Source organism: Nonomuraea sp. NPDC049637, assembly GCF_040675235.1.
In the GTDB taxonomy this organism is placed as follows: domain Bacteria; phylum Actinomycetota; class Actinomycetes; order Streptosporangiales; family Streptosporangiaceae; genus Nonomuraea.
The window spans coordinates 39,489-55,634 of sequence record NZ_JBFAOM010000057.1; the positions used below are offsets into that span (position 1 = coordinate 39,489).

Genomic DNA, 16,146 nt, shown 5'->3' on the forward strand with positions numbered 1-16,146 from the left:
GTCTACCAGGGATTCTTTACGTCTTCAGGCGAGCGCCGGACTCGCGATCATGCTGTGATCAGCCGGTGCCCACCGAGGATGAAAACAGCTCACTGCGGAGCCGTCCTTTCGTAGTATCACGGGTACCATCGCTGAGATCCTGTATAGGATTGTGTTCCGATGGACCCTTCGGATCGGAGACTGACTCATGACAATCGCGCCGCTTGGGGGATCAGGCTCATCCAGCTTTTCCATTCCCGAACTTGTAGCAGCGGCCGAGGTAGGAAAGATTCGCGTTCCTACCTTTCAGCGCCAGTTTGTTTGGGACGCTGGCGATGTTCGCAATCTGTTTGACAGTTTGTATCGCGGTTTTCCTGTGGGAACGCTGCTGATGTGGGCTCGGCCTTCCCTCGCGGAGTTGGTTCAGCTGGGTCCGATCCAATTCAATGCCGAAGAGAGAAATGACGCACTCTGGGTCGTTGATGGCCAGCAAAGAGTAACCACTCTGTTTGCATCGCTTACAAAGAAGTTCGAAATCGATGATAGTCGATTCCATTTGAGCTTTGATCTTACGACGCAGAAGTTCGTTACACAGCGCAAGGGAGTCGTGAGCCCACGACAGATCCCTGTCAGGGAGGCCATGGAGACGCGCACCATGCAAGCATGGCTGCGGCGTCATTGGGACGAATTCACCTCTGACGACTTCGATTATGCGGATCTACTTGTGGGCCGTCTGCGAGATTATAGGATTCCCGCATATATCGTCAACGAGCAGGACCAAGCACTTCTCCGCGAAGTGTTCGACCGCGTCAATTCTGCCGGCAAACCAATTAGTAGGGCGCAGGTTTTTCACGCTCTATTTGGTGGCGAGGAGGACCTCGGGAGTCCCGCATCCGTGGTCTCCGAGCTGAGGGATCTGAACTTTGGCGCTCTTGAAGAGAATCGTATCGTTCAAAGTGTTCTCGCGCTCCGGGGTGGAAATATTCAGCGCGACATCCATGACGAGTTTAGAAGTGGTGAGGACCCGGCAGATTGGTTCGATAAAACCGAAGAGGCCCTACGGCGCGCTATCAAATTCCTTCGCGCAGAAGGTATTCCGAACATCCGGCTCATGCCAGTCACGCTGCCGCTGCCCATCCTTGCCGCCTTCTTTCACCTGCACCCGACCCCGGAGCCTTGGATTCTTCGCCTCCTGAGCCGGTGGCTTTGGCGAGGTTGGGTGCATGGATTTGGTCGGGAGGCAGGGCAAACGCCGGTTCTTCGTCGTGCGATTCGTTCAATCAATCCCGACTATCGGAAACCGGAGAATGCTCCAAGTCCTTTCGATGCGGTTAAATCGCTACTTGATTATACTCCGGATCGAGATGCCCCCAATTTCGACTTGCACTCTTTTAACACTAAAGCTGCCAACGCGCGGCTAATTCTCCTCGCCTTGGTCTCACTTGGTCCTCGTGACCATGAGGGCAATATTATTGACCTTGCAGGGGAACTGGAAGAAAAGGGTATTGACGCGGTCACAGAGTTCGTCCGTCGCAACGCTGCGCGCGCTGGGGCGCGTGGGTTCTGGTTGGCTTCCTCGCCTTCCATCACTACCGTCTCTGACGAGTCAATCCTGACGAGTCATGCTGTTACCTCGGCTGCACTTGCGGCCCTGAAGGCCAACGACAATGAGAATTTCATGAGGCTCCGGGAAATCGAAATCCAGGCGCTAGTAGCTGAATTCCTCAATAGCCGTATTGAGCCCGGATCGCCCATCCGCCGATCCCTCTCGGAGCTTGTCGAGCTGGCAACGGAAGAGGATGACGACTGATGGGGCCGAATTCGTCGTTGGCCATCCAGCTTCAGCGTCCGGATGGAAGCTGGGTCGACGTTGGCTGGCTTGAAAGACGTGACCAGACGAATTGGTTTTCTTTTTCGGAACAATACTGGCGCGTTGGTAGCCGCCCGGTTCTGGGACAAGTCTTCGAGGAAACTGGTTTTCGCTGGAAAAGCCAGTCAACTGTAGCTCTTCCAAGATGGTTCTCACACCTGCTACCTGAAGGTCGGCTGCGTGATGCTGTCGCGCGAGCAGCGCAGATAAACGCAGCTCGTGAATTTGAGCTGATCTCGCGACTCGGTTTGAGCGATCTCCCAGGCGGCATCCGTGCTTTCGCAGTCGAGGGCAGGGAAGAAGTGCCTGTACCACCTCCCGCCGAAGATGATCCTTATAGCGGCAACGCTCTTTTGAAGTTTAGCCTTGCCGGAGCCCAACTTAAATTTTCGGTGTCTGGAGACTTCAAGAAGGGGCTCACGGTACCAGTAAGTGGGCAGGCTGGAAACTTCATCGTAAAATTTCCAGATAATCGCGCTGGTTTCGACAATGTACCCGAGGCGGAGGCGGGAAGCCTTCGTCTCGCTCAAGCGGCAGGGATCCCTACCCCGGAATTCTTTCTGATCGACCCCGCTACAATTACAGGGCTGGAAGATTGGGCCTCTAAATCAGGCGCCCGGCAGGCGCTAGCGGTCCGAAGGTTTGATCGGTTGAACGGACAACAAAGAGTCCATATGGAGGAACTTGCTCAAGTACTAGATATACCTACCGTCAATGAGAATGCAAAGTACGAAAAGGCAAACTTTGAGGTTGTTGCAGTCGTGATTGGTGGTGTAGTCGGGGTAGACGCCGTCGGCGAGGTCATCGATAGGATCGTCTTGAACATATTGCTCGGCAATGGCGACGCGCATCTGAAAAATTGGGCTCTTATCTATAAGGATGGAAAGAGTCCTGAGTTGAGTCCAGTTTACGATGTTCTACCGACTGTCTTGTATGTTTCAGATGAGGACTTAGGGCTTAATCTGGGTAAAACGAAGAACTTCTCAATAATTGGGTCGTCTCATTTTAAGGACTTAGGGAGGCGCTCTGGGTTTGGTGAGTATGAGGCGGCTGATAGAGCCAAGATGGCTGTCGAGAAGATTCTGGGTCATTGGCTGATTTTGAAGGATCATTTGGGCAAGGAGGCTTTTGCCAAGCTAGATAGACGGCTGAAAACTCTCCCATTGACTAGGCCCACTTAGGTCCCGTCTGGGCAGGCGGCGATGTGGCTCGATGGATGTGCGACGGGTAGTCCAGAGTCACCGCCCGCCTGGACCGGCCCCAGGTCGCATGCTCAGCCGGCGAGCGGCGCATGGCGCCGCCTTGATACCTATGAGAACAATTCAAGGATGCTGGGGTCAGATATGGTCCAGCGCGGTCCCGACGACTCGCCATTCGGTCGGGACCGCGCTGGGCCAGGACCGTGCCCGATAGCCATGGCCACGGGTCGCGATCGTCGTTCTAGTCATCGCGCAGAGGCACCTTGCGAGCACTGGGCCGTCCTCGACGAAACCTTCGTCGTTGGGCGTCAGAAGGTACTCGTTGATCAAAGTATGCCCCTCTCACTCGGGGAGGGGCCACGGGAGCCGATTTGGGGAGCCACCGCTTGGCGACTCCCTCAGACTCCCCGCGTCTTCCCTGGAGCGTTCTGTAAGGTGAGAGGCGCCCGATCGACTCAGATCGACATGATCAGACTTGCCTGTGTTCCTTCGCATCGAAGGGGTCAGGGGTTCGAATCCCCTCATCTCCACCCAAGGCCGTTCTCGAAACGGCTGGACTGAAGTTGACGGGATCCCGTCTGATCATCGCGATCAGGCGGGATCTTGTCGTTTCAGGGGTTTCCGAATCGGGCTCGTCCTGGTTTGGGGACCGCGGAGCAGGTGTCCGGGAAGGCCTGGGGGTGTCAGCCCGCTGGTGGAGGACAGAGACCCGGCCGTTGGGCATGGCGAAGCCGACGGTGGGCTGGGCGCTGCGGTGGGGTGGCGGGTTTTGCGGCTTATGGGGCGGGTGGTGGTCTGCTCTGGCCTGTGGGTGGCGTGCCGTCGAAGGGCTCGACTGGAGTCTGCGGGGTGTCGGCGGGTGTGATCGGCTCGTTTTGGAGCTGGTGGGTATAGCGCCACTGGTCGAGAAAGTCGTCGTTGGCGACCGTGACGAGCAGGGCGATCAGGATGGTCTGGGCGACGCGGCCGTGGGCGAGCCGGTTCTTTGGATTGCCGAGGTCGGGGCCATGTCCCTTGAGCCGGCCGTTGATGCCTTCGATGTTGGCGCGGACGGATTTGTAGGTCCCGATCCAGGCGGGACTCAGGTAGGCCAGGTCCTGGCGGAATTTGTCGAGGTGGCCGAGGTCGTCCTTGCGGACGGTGATGGTGTGCTGGTGGCAGATCTTCGGCAGTTCGCCGGTCTTGTGGTCGGGTGCCGGGGGCAGGACGCGCGGTTTGGCCGCAGGGTGGGCGGCTCGTTGTCGGGCATCGGTCAGGTCTACCGCGGTGGGCCGGCTGGGCCCGTGCTGGTGGAGGCGGTCGAAGCGGGGGCAGGTGACCGCCGGGGAGGTGCCTGCTGCCGGGCAGTGGAAGCGGATGGCGCCGTCTGCGTTCGCGCTCTGTTTGAGGCGCAGCAAGTACGGCTCTCGCGCGGCGATCAACGCGACGAGTTCTTCCGACGGCGCGCGGATGGCGGCGTCGTCCAGGCCGGTGGTGGCGTGGGCGAGCCGGTCGGGCATCAGTGGACAGGCTGGGGGGCTGTCGATGAACAGGGTGCCGTGGACGCTGCCCTGCACTTCCCGCTGCCGGACCATGGTCATTCACGGCGGCCAGGTGCTGTCCACCTACACCCACGTCTCGGATCAGTGGTCGACGTACGGCACAACGATCATCGTGCCGACGGCGCGGAAGGCACACTATGTCCTGGACGACTTTCTGGGCAACGCGACCGACCTACCGACACACAAAGCCATGCTCATTAACTTTGTCTTGTTCGACCTGGTCGGCAAGGCGCTCACTCCGCGGTTGCGGGATCTGACCCGGGTCACCCTGGTCCGTGACGCCACTCCGACCGAGATCGCCAAGCGTTACCCGCCTGCCGGGCCGCTGCTGGGGGCGCGCTGGAATGAGGACCTCATTGCCGGCTGCTGGCCCGACCTGCTGCGGATGGCCGGGTCGCTGAAGTACGGGCAGGCCACCGCCTCGCTGATCGTCGGCACGTGGTCGGCCGCATCCCGGCAGAACGCCTTGGCCGCCGCGCTGAAGGAGTGGGGCATGCTCAGAAGGACCGTCCACCTGGCCGAATATCTGTCGGACCCGGCCTTCAGGCGGAAGATCGCGGCAGCTGAACAAGGGAGAGCCTGCACGCGCTGTGCCGCGACCTGCTCGCCCAGCAGGGCACGATCACCCGGCCGCACCTGGAACAGCAGACCGAGCAGGCGTGGTGCTTGACCCTGCTGACCAACGCGGTGGCCGCCTGGACGACCGAATATTACTCCAGGGCGGTGCTGGAGTTGCGTTCCCAGGGCCGGGATGTGCCGGACGAGATCCTGTCGCACATCTCGCCCGGCCACAGCGACGACATCAACTTCTTCGGCGTCATCAACGTCGACGTTGAGGCGGAACTGGCCGAGCTCGACACCAGCGGATGGCGACCGCTGCGGCCCGCGCAACTGCGTGAGCTGGGACTGGCTCCCGGAGCAGCCATCGCGTCGTGCCGTTAAGGGAGGCACGGATGGGGTGAGAAGGGGTGAGTTGGCCCGTGCCCGACGACGGGCCACGTGCTGCCGACCGGCCGAGTCGGAGTATGCCATCGTCCGGCTGCTGGAGGCCAAGTCCGTCGATGAAACGCTGGAGCTGCTCGACCTGCTGATGGAGACCAGTTGCTGAACAAGGCGCAGGCTGTGGCGAACAAGGAGAAGGTCCGCAAGCATCCGAAGCCGGCGAAGGCCTCGCCCCGCCCTCTACCGTCAGCGTCACGCTGTGGAAATGTGGCATCAACCAGCTCAGACGCAACCGCGCCACGGCCACCCGGTATGACAAGCTTGCTGTCCACTTTGTCATCGGCGCGAAACCCTGGGCGGGTGCCGGCCCAGGGCGCCGCCATGCGTGAGTGAGATCACTGGTGCCCTAGGCGTCGAAGTCCGTCGACGGTTTCGACAAGCCGGCGCAGCTCTTCGTCGGTGTTGTAGTAGTGCACCGAGGCGCGGACCAGGTCGGGCAGGCCCCGCGCGCCCATGTCGTACCGAGCGTACTCTCGCAGCGAGACCGACGTGTTGACGTCCAACTCGGCGAGCCTGCGGTGAACGTCGGCCGAGGGCATCCCCGCGACGGTGAAGGTGACGATGCCGCACTGCCGTACGCCTTGGTCGTGGACCCGTACGCCGGGCACCTGCCGCAGGTCCTGCCGGAGCCGCCGCGCCAGGTCGCGCACCCGCTCCTCGATGTTGCCCAGCCCCAGGGACAGGGCGTAATCGACAGCGGCGCCCAGACCGAGCGTGGCGGCGACGTTGCGCTCCCACGTCTCGAACATCCGCGCGGTTTTGTCGATCTCGTAGCTGTCTGGGCCGGTCCAGGCGGCGGAGTGTAGATCCAGTACGGCCGGCCGGATCTGCTCGCGCAGCCGGGGCCGTACGTACAGGAAGCCCGTGCCACGGGGGCCCCGCAGGTATTTGCGGCCCGGGGCGCTGAGGGCGTCGCAGTGCAGCCGCTCGACGTCCAGGTCGAGCTGGCCGGCCGACTGGCAGGCGTCCAGCAGGAACGGCACGCCGGCCGCCTCGGCCAGCCGCCCCACCTCCTCGGCGGGGTTGACGAGACCGCCTTGAGTGGGGACGTGGGTGATCGCGATGAGGCGTACCCGCCCGTCCATTCGGCGCCGCAAGTCCTCCACGTCCATCTGGCCGCTTTCATCGTCGTCGACCACCTCGACGCGTGCCCCGGTGCGCTCGGCCACCTGGAGGAAGGCGATGACATTGCTGGCGTATTCGGCGCGGCAGGTCAGGATGCGGTCGCCGGGGCCGAACGGCAAGGCGTAGAACACCGCCTGCCACGCTCGAGTCGCGTTGTCGGTCAGTGCGATGTCTTCGGCGGCTGCGTTGAGCAGGGCAGCGACGGAGGATCGGACCGCGGCGAGCCGGGGCGCCGCATCAGCGGCCGCCCGGTAGCCGCCGCGCAGTGCCTCGGCGCGCAGGTGGGCGATCACCGTGTCGGTCACGATCGCGGGAGGCAGCGAGGTGCCCGCGTTGTCCAGGTGGGTCACGTAGGTACAGCCGGGCGTGTCGGCCCGAGCCTGTTCAACAGCTTGCATGCAAAACATGTAAACTGAATACAGTAGTGAGGCATTGTATGCAAACGAGGGGGCGAATGAACCACAGCGACACGGCTCCGCTGCGGCGCGACATATCGGAGCAGGTCACCGCACGCATTCTGGACGGTCGCCTGCCCGCCGAGGGGCGCGTCAACGAGGTCCACCTGGCGGCCGAGCTGGGGGTCAGCCGCACGCCGCTGCGGGAGGCGCTCGTGGAGCTCACCGACCGCGGCCTGCTGGTCGCCCAGCCGCGGCGTGGCTTCCGCGTGCCGCCCCTGGACATCGACGAGGCCCGCAAGCTGTATCCGCTGGTAGGCGAGTTGGAGGCCCTCGCCCTGCGGTGGACCGCGCCGCAGGACCTGCTCGGACTCGTTGACCGGCTGGAGGAGCAGCTCGAGGAGATGCAGGCCGTTCTGGAGCAGGGGGAGGAGTTGGCTGCGCTCGACGACCGCTGGCACGACCTGTTGCTCTCGGCCTGCGCCAACGCCCCCCTCATCCGGATCATCGCCCAGACGAAGCCCCTGCTCAAGCGCTACGACGTACTCTATTTCGGCGGCCCCGACCGGGCTCGGCGCAGCATCGACGAACACCGCCGTATCCTCGCCGCGATCCGGGAGGGAGACCTCACCGAGGGAGCGCGATGGCTCGTCCAGAACTGGGTCAACGGAGCCGCCTATCTCGGCCAGGACCCGCACCGGCCCACCCGGTAGATCGCGGCTCGGAAAGGGAGATCATGACCGGGAAGACACCGGCCTGCCGCACCGACCTGGACGGACATGTGGCCATCGTCACCGGCGGCTCCGCAGGCCTGGGGCACGCCATCGCGCTCGCCCTCGCGGAGGCCGGCTCGACGGTCGCGCTCGTCAGCCGGCGGCGGGAGGCCGGCGAGCGGGCCGGGGCACGCATCACATCCCGCACAGGCCGGGCCGCCTCGGCGTTGGCCTGCGACGTCAGCGACGAAGCCGGCGTCCACCGGGCGGCGGGTGAGGTCGCCGAGCGATTCGGCCGCCTAGACATTCTGGTGACCAGTGCGGGGATCCAGGCCAGGGGCGACGTCGGCGAGCTCGGCGCGGCCCAGCTCCGGCGCTGCCTTGAGATCAACGTCGTCGGGACCTTCCTGGCCTGCCAGGCGGCCGTCCCGTTCATGCGAGCCGCCGCTCGGCGTCTCGACCAGGGCCATCCGCAACGACGTCGAGCGCCTGCGCTCGCCCGGCTACCCGGTGCACGCCACGCCCAGGGGGGCCGGCGGCTACCGCCTGGGCGCGGGCGCCGAGCTGCGCCGGCTGGCCCGCCAGAGCGCAGGCGACCCGGCGGCGTGGACGCCCGACCTGGCTTCCCTCGTCGCCGGCCTGTTCGAGCAGTTGGCGTCCGCCTGGGACACCGAGCACGCCACCGGCCGGCTGGACTTCCTCACCGACACCCTGGCCCGCGCGGCGGTCCGCTGCCGTCCGGGACCTGCTGGAGCTCGGCTCGGGCACCGTGGCCCTGGTCGACGCGCTGCTGTTCCGGCCGAGATCACCCGGGTGCTGACCGCCGACGGCCTGCTGATCTGGGCCAGCCAGTTGGGCGCCGACAGGCCGCTGTTCCTGGACACGCCTACCGCTATCACCGCATCGGGTAGCGCCTGGAGCGCGGTCCAGGCCGAAGCCGGCTGGGCAACTGGGCCGTGCTGCGCCGAGCCGGGACGCCTCGGCCGAAGACAGCGGCCTCTCCAGGCAGCTGAGGCCCGAGGCCGCGCAGTCAGGCGCCGGGCCCGTCGTTGGCCAGCACCCGGTAGACACTGGACAACGACGGGTGACGTCCCTTGTTCTTGCCCGTGGAGATGACCAGCCTGGACGCGATCTCCGGCACCGGGACCCCGCGCTCACGCAGGCTGCGCGCATAAGCGACCATGTCGTCGTCGAACACCCTCGGTCGGCCGCCATGGCGGCCGCGCTCGCGGGCTGAAGCCTGGCCCTCGAGAGACTTCTCCCGGATGTACTCGCGTTCGGATTCGGCCATGCCGGCGAAGAACGCGAACAACGCCGCGCCGTGCCTGGACGGGTCGTACACCCCCTGCAACGGGCCCGTCAGCAACTCCAGCTGGATATCAGCCCGGCGCAGCTCTTCGGCGATGGTCAGCAACTCGGCCGCGCCGCGCCCCAGGCGCTTCATCTCATGCACCGTGAAGATCACCCGCTGGTGCGGGACGGCAGACTTGATCGTGCGGACGTACTCCATGGCCTTGGCGAACTCCGGCCGCACCTTCACACGCGTGCTGATCTTCTCGGAGGAGATCGGCTCACATCCTGCCGCCGCCAGGGCGGCTCTCCAGCGGGTGATCTAGCCATTGCTTGCTGATCGTCGGGACGCCGGATCTGTTGGGAGCCCCTAACCAGGCAGGGCTGTGCCGGCCCTCATGGCCGGGCGGCGGAGACCACGGGCATGCGCAGTGTCGCCGCTGTCGCGACCAGCAAGGCCACGAGCAGGACGATCGCCATGAAGACCTGCCCGTGCAGACCGAGGACGAAGACAGTGCGGTCGGCGAACTCCGGGTCGTAGGTGGCGGTGCCGGGGAACAGGAGCGCACCGATCATGCCGAGCCACGGGATGGACAGGACGGCGGCGGCGTGCAGCAGCGTGTTCCGGGCCGGCCGTAGTGCGAGGGCCAGCCCGGTGAGGCCGAGGAGCACGGTCATCACCATGTATTGGGCGTCGTGGAATTTGGCGTGGGGCGGCCAGGCCGGGTTGAAGGCGTGCTGTGCCGCGAGGCCGGGGATGGCCAGGTCGGCGAGTACGGCGCCGACCGTCGTGATCGCTGCGACGGCGATGATCAGGATTCGTGGGAGGGGCATCAGATCGTCCAGGTGTAGGCGGGGGTGAGCGAGCGGGCGAAGAGCACGTTCGGGAGGAGCGGGAGGACCGCGTCCCGCAGGGTGGTCATCGGGGTGGAGGTCCAGTGCGCGGCGGCGCCGGCCTGGCGGGAACGGCGGACGATCAGCTGGGTACGCGGCCTCCGGATGCGGTCGTAGGCCGCCAGCCCTGCGCGTACGCCGAGGGTGTCCACCGCGTGCGCGAGCGTGACTGCGTCCTCGAGCGCCTGGCAGGCGCCCTGCCCCAGGTTGGGGGTCATGGCGTGGGCCGCGTCGCCGAGGACGGCGACGTTCCCGGAGACGTACGTCGGCAGCGCCGGCAGTTCGTGGGTGTCGTGTTGCAGCACCGCCTCCTCGTGCGTGGAGTCGAGGAGCTCGGGGATGGGCCGGTGCCAGCGGGCGAAGCGTTCGCGCAGCTCGTTCAGGCCGACGTGGGAGCCGGCCGGGGCGTTGGCCATCACGTAGCAGTAGATGCGCCCGTCGGGCATCGGCACCTGCCCGAACCGTTCGCCCCTGCCCCACGTTTCCACGCTTCCCTCGACGGGCTGAGGCGGAGCGATGAGACGCCAGGTGGTGTAGCCGACGTAGCGCGGCCCGGGGAGCTCGGGCCAGAGGGAGCGCCGGGTCACGCTGTGCACGCCGTCGGCGCCCACCACGAGATCGGCGGTGCGGGCGCCGCCGTCGTGGCGGATCGTGCCGTCGGGCCGCACGTGCTGGACGTCGATGCCGGGCCGCAGAGCCTCCGGCGGCACGGCTGCTCTCAGCAGGTCGACCAGGGCGGCTCGGTGCACGGTCACCCACGGGCCGAAGCGGCGCTTGAGGCTGCCGACGTCGTTGCGGATCAGCCAGTCACCGCGCCTGCTGCGGATCCCCGCGAGGGGGTCGGCCGAGCCGCCCGCGCGCAGGCGGTCGCCCAGGCCGATGGCGTCCAGCGCGCGCAGGCCGTTGGGCTGGATGGTCAGTCCCGCGCCCACCTCGGTGAACTCGGCGGCGCGTTCGAGGACCTCCACCTGCCAGCCGCGCCGTTGGAAGGCGACGGCCGTGGCGAGCCCGCCGATGCCGCCTCCTACGATGGTCACTTTCATGTTCAGGTCTCCTTGAGGGTCAGTGCAGGCCGCGCTTGCCCGGGGCCCAGAACGGCTTGGTCTTGATCGAGGCTCGGGGCCAGTTGCGTTCGCGTATCAGGAAGTCGCGCACCAGCTGGCAGGTTCTGGCCTCGCCGGCCACGTAGGCGGCTCCGGCGTTGCCCGGCAGGTCGAGCTCGGCCACGGCGGCGAGCAGCACCGGGGAGGCGACGGCGGGGGCGCCGTGGCGGTGGACGCGGCGCAGCGGCGGCGTCCCGGGCATGGCTAGGTCGTGCTCGGGGGTCTCGCTCTCCAGGACGCCGTACACCTGGGCCGGGGCTCCCAGTGCTCTGATCATCGGCCAGAAGGCGGCGCCGGCGGTCTCCTCGCCGATGAACACGTGGTAGCCGGCGTCGCGGATGAAGAAGTCGGCTTGCGGCCACCAGAAGGTCACGCGGTTCCCGGGCCGCGCGGCCTGTGCCCACTGCAGTCCGATGCCGTCGCCCGCGTACAGGTGGACGCGCAGTTCGATCGCCTTCCTGTCGGGGGCGAGGTCCCAGATCGTGTATGTACGCAGCGTCTCGGCCGGACGCAGGATGCCCGACACCGACAGCGGGTCCCGCAGCTGGATTCTGACGTGCTGGCCAGGCGTGTAGGGGAAGGCGACAGGCTGGTCGGTTTCCAGCCGGATCCGGCGCATGGCCGGGTTGACCTGCTCGGCGACGGTGACGGTCGCCTCCATGGCGTACTTGCCGGACAAGCGGTCGCGTATCGGGCGGGCCATGTCAGGAGTCCTTGCGTCGCCGGACGTGAGCGGATCTGGACATCCGCCACCACACGGCCGCGATCAGCACCATCACCGCGAGAAGGATCCACCACATATCGCTCCTTACAGGCTCTAGATTATTTAGAGCCATTAAGGAAACATAGATGCCCTAAGATGTCAACGGAATGACAAGAGAGGTGATGATGTCCGCAGACACCAGCAGGCGGGAACGGCTGCGCCAGGCCACCCTGGAGGAGATTCACGCGGCCGCGCGCAGGCTGCTGGTCGAGCAGGGATCAGCCGCGGTGACCATCAACGCGGTCGCCCGGCAGGTCGGCATGAGCGGTCCGGCTCTCTACCACTATTACGCCGGCCACGACGAGCTGGTCGGCGCGGTGACCGCGGACTTCTTCCGCGAGCTGGCCGCCGTCATGGAGCAGGCCCGCGACGCCCGCGCCGGCGCGCCGTCCGGCGACCGCCTGCTGGCCGTCTGCCGGGCCATGCGCGCCTGGGCCGTCGCCCATCCCGCCGAGTTCGGCTGGATCTTCGCCAGCCCCATCGCCGCGCCGAACCGCGGTGCCGGCTCGGTGCGTCACCAGGCCGCCCTGCGTTTCGAGCAGGTCCTGCTCGACCTGACGGTCGAGCTGTGGCGAACACGGCCGTTCCCGGTGCCCGACCTGGCCGACCTGCCCGCCTCCCTGCGCGAGCAGTTGACCGCCTACTCCACCGCCATCGACGGGCTACTGCCGCCCGAGGCCGCACACGTCTTCCTGTCGTGCTGGATCAGGCTGTACGGCCTGCTGTGCATGGAAGTCCTGCACCAACTGGACTTCGCCTACACCGACATGGAGCCCGTCTTCGAAGAGTGCCTGCACGACCTGGCGGTCACCCTCGGCATCGACGACGCGGCGGCATAACTCCGACCGGTCGTCGGGAACGCGCCAGGAGCCCGTCACCTGGACGTGGTGCGCAGGGTGCTCTCGTCGGCGGGTGCTGGTCGGCTTGGGGCGGGCGTTGCGCAGTGCGGTCTCGACGCCGCGGTTGGTGGTCATGGACGCGGTGACGACGGTCATGGGGAGCAGGAGGCCGGCGACGGCGTAGAGCGGAGTGTGCAGGTCATACGAGGTGGCCAGCCAGCTGCCGAGGAAGGCACCGCACGGCGCGGCGCACATGGCGAGCATGCGGGAAGTGAAGGCCACGCGGCCCATCAGATGGGCCGGGACGATGGCCTGCATTTCCTACGGCGACGGCCCCTACGCCAACACCAGATGGAAGGGCGTCGTGATCTCCCGGGGCGACGGCAGCAGGAAGTCCAGCGACGCCGGAGACTACAAGTACTACGCCGGGTCGGTGTGCATCTCAGCACCCGGCCAGTGCCTCGATGTCGAGGGTAACTCGCCGTCATGGACGAGCGTCAAGCTCAACAACGTGCACTGCGGCTGGACCACACCCACACCTGACTCCGCACACGACAACGCCCGGTCCGCCTCAGGCGGGCTGGGGCGCTGTGTGTTGGCCGGCGGTTCCGCCAACCGCTACAAGGGGAAAAGGGCGGGGGCGTTTCGGCAGGAGTCACCGGACCGGGCGCGGCGCCGGACCGCGGCGTCCCCCGTGAAGCGCGCCGTCTCGGGCCTGTTCGACAGCTTCCGGGTACGCCTCCCGCTTGGCGTGCTCGGCCAGCGCCCGGTAGATCCTGGCGATGGATGGGTTCTGGCCCTTGCGTTTGCCGGTGGGGATGATCGCGCACATGCCGGTCGGCGGCGTCGGGGGCAAGTCATGGCCGGTGGCCCACGAGGTGAGCGCGGCGAGGTAGGCGGTGAGCGTCCCGGTCAGTGCGGAGAAGACGTTGAAGACGCCCTCGTCCGTGACAGGGAGCGCTCCGCCCAGCTGTTCGAAGAGAGAGTCCACCATCGGGTGCGAGGGGCAGGTCACGGTGACGGAGCGGCGCTCGCGCACGGCGGGCAGCGGATCGCCCCGCCCGCGAGACCGATGACGACTCGCGTGGGGGTCCGCGGCCGGCTCGCCCGGAGGGCGCGGTCAGCCCACGGCCTCGCGCATACGGCCCAGGATGTCCCGCAGGAGGTCCGGTGACGTACCGAAGTTGAGCCTGACGAAGCCCTCGCCGCCGGGACCGAAGGTCCGGCCGTCATTCAGCAGGACACGGGCCTTGTCCAGAAAGAATGTGTGCGGGTCGGTGGGGAGATCGAGGGCGCGGCAGTCCAGCCAGGCGAGAAAGCCGGCCTCCGGGACGCGGTATCCGATGCCGCGCGGCAGCCCCTCATGCACCAGCGCGGCGTTCCGGTCCAGGACCGGCCGCAGCTGTGACAGCCAGGAGTCACCGTCCTGCCAGGCTGCCAAGGTGGCGGCTACGCCGAAGGTGTTGGGCTCGCCGTACAGATGGGTCGGGTGCGAAAGGGCCGCTCGCACGTCGGCCGCGCCGATGTGCGCGACGGCGCAGCGCACCCCCGGCACGTTGAACGCCTTGGTCGCGGAGGTCAGAGTCACTGTCCGGGCGGCCGCCTCGGACGACAGGGAGGCAAAGGGGATGTGCCGGTACGGGCTGTGCACCAGGTCGGCATGGATCTCGTCGGAGATGACCAGCAGGTCGTGGCGCCGGACCAGTTCGGCGACCGTCACCAGCTCCTGGCGGCGCAGCACGCGCCCGGTCGGGTTGTGCGGGTTCACCAGCAGCAGCACCCGGCAGCCGCCATCGGCCAGCTCCCGGTCGAGCCGCTCGGCGTCGAAGACCCAGCCTTCGTCCTGAAGGAGATACGGGACGGGGTACAGGCGCCGCTCCATGCCCGTCACCGTTTCCAGGAAGGGCGGATACGCCGGAGTGTGCAGGGCGACGCCGTCGCCGGGGCGCGTGGCAACGCGCAGGACGGCCTGGAGCCCCTGGTTGATATCGGTGAACTCCCGGACGTGGCCGGGGTCGAGCACCCAGCCGTGGCGTTCGCGCATACGCTCGGCGAAGGCGGCCCGCAGGGGGATCTGCTCGGGGCGCCCGTCCCACGAGGGGTATCCCAGGTCCTCCTGCACACACCGCAGGAGGGCCTCCTGCACGGCGGGGGCCGGCGGGAAGTCCATCTCCGCGATCCAGGCCGGCAGCACACCCGGCTCGGCCCGGCTCCACTTCACGCCGGGGCGACGGGCCAACGATGAAAGGTCAAGGTCGTCAAACATGGCTTCTCCTGTCCCTTAGGGCCGATAGAAGATGTGATCGGCCAGCGGGTGGGTGGCGTCGCGGTCGACGTACGTGGCGATCGTCGCGAGGACAGTGAGCGCAAGGCCTGCGACATCGTTCTGAGCGGTGATCGTGCATGGCTGGGTTCGTCGGTGCTTCTCTCTTCACTGGTCGATCAGGGCGATGCCGTGGTCGCTGTATCGGGCACCCTGGGCCCCGGTGTCGGGGACGGCGACGTCGATGGCGGCGAGGTCGGCGGCGGTCAGGTGCAGGTCGAGGGCGGCCAGGTTGTCGCGCAGGTGGGGGCGGCGGGAGCTGCCGGGGATGGGGATGACGTCGTTGCCGCGGGTGAGGAGCCAGGCGAGGGCGATCTGGGCGGGGGTGGCGCTTTTGGTGGCGGCGAGGTGGGTGATGGCGTCGACGATGGTCAGGTTGGCCTTGAGGTCGTCGCCGTTGTAGCGGGGGGCGGTGGCGCGGAAGTCGCCGGGTTCGTAGCGCGTGGTGGCGCGGACGGCCCCGGTGAGCAGGCCGCGGCCAAGAGGGCTGTAGGCGATCAGGGTGGCGCCGAGACTGCGGATCGTGGGCAGGATGTCGTGTTCGACATGGCGTTCCCACAGTGAGTACTCGGTCTGGACGGCGCTGATCGGATGGATGGCATGGGCGCGGCGGAGGGTGTCGGCCGAGACTTCGGACAGGCCGATGTGGCCCACCTTGCCCTGGGCGACCAGGTCGGCCAGGGCACCGACGGACTCCTCGACGGGGACGGCGGGGTCGATGCGGGCGAGGTAGTACAGGTCGATGTGATCGGTGCGCAGCCGGCGCAATGACGCTTCGCAGGCCCGCCGCAGATCGCCTGGTGAGCCGGCTGGGACCAGGCCCTCGGCGGTGCGGCGGACTCCGGTCTTGGTGGCCAGCACGACGCGGTCGCGGTGCGGTGCGAGGGTCTGGCCGAGAAGCTCCTCGTTCGCTCCGTCACCGTAGAAGTCGCCGGTGTCGAACATGGTGACGCCCGAATCGAGGGCCTCCAGCAGGGTGGCTGAGGCCTCGTGCGGGTCGGCGGGGCCGTAGGTTCCGGTCATGCTCATGCAGCCGAGGCCGAGTCGGGAGAGCGCCGGGCCGTCAGGTCCAAGAGTGAAGAGCATTGTTCCTCCGTCACTTTGCCAGGG

At 66.6% G+C, this 16,146-nt stretch carries 16 protein-coding genes and 2 pseudogenes; 9 read left to right on the forward strand and 9 right to left on the reverse strand.

The annotated features are described in order from the left end of the window. Nucleotides 1–187 precede the first annotated feature (187 nt). Nucleotides 188–1,789: a DUF262 domain-containing protein gene (locus AB0J71_RS43850; protein ID WP_364420115.1), complete on the forward strand. Its 1,602-nt coding sequence runs from the start codon at nucleotides 188–190 to the stop codon at nucleotides 1,787–1,789. Next, nucleotides 1,789–3,030, forward strand: a complete 1,242-nt coding sequence (locus AB0J71_RS43855) for a type II toxin-antitoxin system HipA family toxin (RefSeq protein WP_364420117.1) — start codon at nucleotides 1,789–1,791, stop codon at nucleotides 3,028–3,030. The genes AB0J71_RS43850 and AB0J71_RS43855 overlap by 1 nt, the downstream gene beginning before the upstream one ends. 794 nt (nucleotides 3,031–3,824) lie before the next feature. Here AB0J71_RS43855 and AB0J71_RS43860 read toward each other — a convergent pair. Continuing rightward, nucleotides 3,825–4,547, reverse strand: coding sequence for a hypothetical protein (locus AB0J71_RS43860; protein WP_364420119.1), 723 nt, complete (start codon nucleotides 4,545–4,547; stop codon nucleotides 3,825–3,827). 25 nt (nucleotides 4,548–4,572) lie between these two features. Here AB0J71_RS43860 and AB0J71_RS43865 point away from each other — a divergent pair, with 25 nt between their 5' ends. From AB0J71_RS43865 to AB0J71_RS43875, 3 genes are read left to right on the forward strand one after another with little or no spacing between them, the layout of a single operon-like run. Next, the gene (locus AB0J71_RS43865) at nucleotides 4,573–5,259 is read left to right on the forward strand and encodes a Tn3 family transposase (RefSeq protein ID WP_364420121.1); all 687 of its coding nucleotides are present in this window, start codon (nucleotides 4,573–4,575) and stop codon (nucleotides 5,257–5,259) included. Further along, entirely contained in the window at nucleotides 5,211–5,531 is a 321-nt protein-coding gene (locus AB0J71_RS43870) for a Tn3 family transposase (RefSeq protein ID WP_364420136.1), read from the forward strand. Before AB0J71_RS43865 ends, AB0J71_RS43870 begins: the two co-directional genes overlap by 49 nt. A 31-nt stretch (nucleotides 5,532–5,562) precedes the next feature. Then, nucleotides 5,563–5,697 carry a hypothetical protein gene (locus AB0J71_RS43875; RefSeq protein WP_364393327.1) on the forward strand — a complete coding sequence of 45 codons (135 nt, stop codon included), beginning with the start codon at nucleotides 5,563–5,565 and terminating at the stop codon, nucleotides 5,695–5,697. Nucleotides 5,698–5,926: 229 nt separating this feature from the next. On the opposite strand, the gene AB0J71_RS43880 is transcribed toward AB0J71_RS43875, so the two are convergent. After that, nucleotides 5,927–7,114, reverse strand: a complete 1,188-nt coding sequence (locus AB0J71_RS43880) for an aminotransferase class V-fold PLP-dependent enzyme (protein WP_364420123.1) — start codon at nucleotides 7,112–7,114, stop codon at nucleotides 5,927–5,929. Nucleotides 7,115–7,170: 56 nt separating this feature from the next. On the opposite strand from AB0J71_RS43880, the gene AB0J71_RS43885 reads away from it, so the two are divergent. The 3 genes and pseudogenes from AB0J71_RS43885 to AB0J71_RS43895 form a co-directional block, all read left to right on the forward strand. Continuing rightward, the gene (locus AB0J71_RS43885) at nucleotides 7,171–7,824 is read left to right on the forward strand and encodes a GntR family transcriptional regulator (protein ID WP_352325753.1); all 654 of its coding nucleotides are present in this window, start codon (nucleotides 7,171–7,173) and stop codon (nucleotides 7,822–7,824) included. Nucleotides 7,825–7,847: 23 nt separating this feature from the next. Beyond that, nucleotides 7,848–8,210 (forward strand): annotated as a pseudogene (locus AB0J71_RS43890) (SDR family NAD(P)-dependent oxidoreductase); the annotation flags it as partial. Between the two features lie 61 nt (nucleotides 8,211–8,271). Further along, nucleotides 8,272–8,391, forward strand: a pseudogene (locus tag AB0J71_RS43895) (helix-turn-helix domain-containing protein); the annotation flags it as partial. 463 nt (nucleotides 8,392–8,854) lie between these two features. Here AB0J71_RS43895 and AB0J71_RS43900 read toward each other — a convergent pair. The 4 genes from AB0J71_RS43900 to AB0J71_RS43915 form a co-directional block, all read right to left on the reverse strand. After that, nucleotides 8,855–9,436, reverse strand: a complete 582-nt coding sequence (locus AB0J71_RS43900; RefSeq protein ID WP_364420138.1) for a recombinase family protein — start codon at nucleotides 9,434–9,436, stop codon at nucleotides 8,855–8,857. Between the two features lie 74 nt (nucleotides 9,437–9,510). Beyond that, on the reverse strand, nucleotides 9,511–9,948 hold the full coding sequence (locus AB0J71_RS43905; protein ID WP_352325754.1) for a DUF6640 family protein: 438 nt from the start codon (nucleotides 9,946–9,948) through the stop codon (nucleotides 9,511–9,513). Further along, nucleotides 9,948–11,051, reverse strand: coding sequence for an FAD-dependent monooxygenase (locus AB0J71_RS43910; protein ID WP_364420125.1), 1,104 nt, complete (start codon nucleotides 11,049–11,051; stop codon nucleotides 9,948–9,950). The genes AB0J71_RS43905 and AB0J71_RS43910 overlap by 1 nt, the downstream gene beginning before the upstream one ends. Nucleotides 11,052–11,070: 19 nt before the next feature. After that, a complete protein-coding gene (locus AB0J71_RS43915; protein WP_364420127.1) occupies nucleotides 11,071–11,814 on the reverse strand; it encodes a siderophore-interacting protein in 744 nt (247 codons plus the stop codon). 167 nt (nucleotides 11,815–11,981) lie between these two features. On the opposite strand from AB0J71_RS43915, the gene AB0J71_RS43920 reads away from it, so the two are divergent. Further along, on the forward strand, nucleotides 11,982–12,713 hold the full coding sequence (locus tag AB0J71_RS43920) for a WHG domain-containing protein (protein ID WP_364393333.1): 732 nt from the start codon (nucleotides 11,982–11,984) through the stop codon (nucleotides 12,711–12,713). 655 nt (nucleotides 12,714–13,368) lie between these two features. Here AB0J71_RS43920 and AB0J71_RS43925 read toward each other — a convergent pair. From AB0J71_RS43925 to AB0J71_RS43935, 3 genes are all read right to left on the reverse strand, one after another. Next, complete coding sequence (locus AB0J71_RS43925; RefSeq protein WP_364420129.1) at nucleotides 13,369–13,752, reverse strand: hypothetical protein; 384 nt, start codon at nucleotides 13,750–13,752, stop codon at nucleotides 13,369–13,371. Nucleotides 13,753–13,833: 81 nt separating this feature from the next. Then, nucleotides 13,834–14,979, reverse strand: a complete 1,146-nt coding sequence (locus tag AB0J71_RS43930) for an aminotransferase class I/II-fold pyridoxal phosphate-dependent enzyme (protein ID WP_364420132.1) — start codon at nucleotides 14,977–14,979, stop codon at nucleotides 13,834–13,836. Between the two features lie 165 nt (nucleotides 14,980–15,144). Beyond that, entirely contained in the window at nucleotides 15,145–16,122 is a 978-nt protein-coding gene (locus AB0J71_RS43935) for an aldo/keto reductase (protein WP_364420140.1), read from the reverse strand. Nucleotides 16,123–16,146 lie beyond the last annotated feature (24 nt).

What these genes read in the sequence shown, in the direction of transcription:
- AB0J71_RS43850 (WP_364420115.1), top strand. Translation starts at nt 188, where the DNA reads ATGACAATCGCGCCGCTTGGGGGATCAGGCTCATCCAGCTTTTCCATT.
- AB0J71_RS43855 (WP_364420117.1), top strand. Translation starts at nt 1,789, where the DNA reads ATGGGGCCGAATTCGTCGTTGGCCATCCAGCTTCAGCGTCCGGATGGA.
- AB0J71_RS43860 (WP_364420119.1), bottom strand. Translation starts at nt 4,547, where the DNA reads ATGCCCGACCGGCTCGCCCACGCCACCACCGGCCTGGACGACGCCGCC.
- AB0J71_RS43865 (WP_364420121.1), top strand. Translation starts at nt 4,573, where the DNA reads ATGAACAGGGTGCCGTGGACGCTGCCCTGCACTTCCCGCTGCCGGACC.
- AB0J71_RS43880 (WP_364420123.1), bottom strand. Translation starts at nt 7,114, where the DNA reads ATGCAAGCTGTTGAACAGGCTCGGGCCGACACGCCCGGCTGTACCTAC.
- AB0J71_RS43885 (WP_352325753.1), top strand. Translation starts at nt 7,171, where the DNA reads ATGAACCACAGCGACACGGCTCCGCTGCGGCGCGACATATCGGAGCAG.
- AB0J71_RS43905 (WP_352325754.1), bottom strand. Translation starts at nt 9,948, where the DNA reads ATGCCCCTCCCACGAATCCTGATCATCGCCGTCGCAGCGATCACGACG.
- AB0J71_RS43910 (WP_364420125.1), bottom strand. Translation starts at nt 11,051, where the DNA reads ATGAAAGTGACCATCGTAGGAGGCGGCATCGGCGGGCTCGCCACGGCC.
- AB0J71_RS43915 (WP_364420127.1), bottom strand. Translation starts at nt 11,814, where the DNA reads ATGGCCCGCCCGATACGCGACCGCTTGTCCGGCAAGTACGCCATGGAG.
- AB0J71_RS43920 (WP_364393333.1), top strand. Translation starts at nt 11,982, where the DNA reads ATGACAAGAGAGGTGATGATGTCCGCAGACACCAGCAGGCGGGAACGG.
- AB0J71_RS43930 (WP_364420132.1), bottom strand. Translation starts at nt 14,979, where the DNA reads ATGTTTGACGACCTTGACCTTTCATCGTTGGCCCGTCGCCCCGGCGTG.
- AB0J71_RS43935 (WP_364420140.1), bottom strand. Translation starts at nt 16,122, where the DNA reads ATGCTCTTCACTCTTGGACCTGACGGCCCGGCGCTCTCCCGACTCGGC.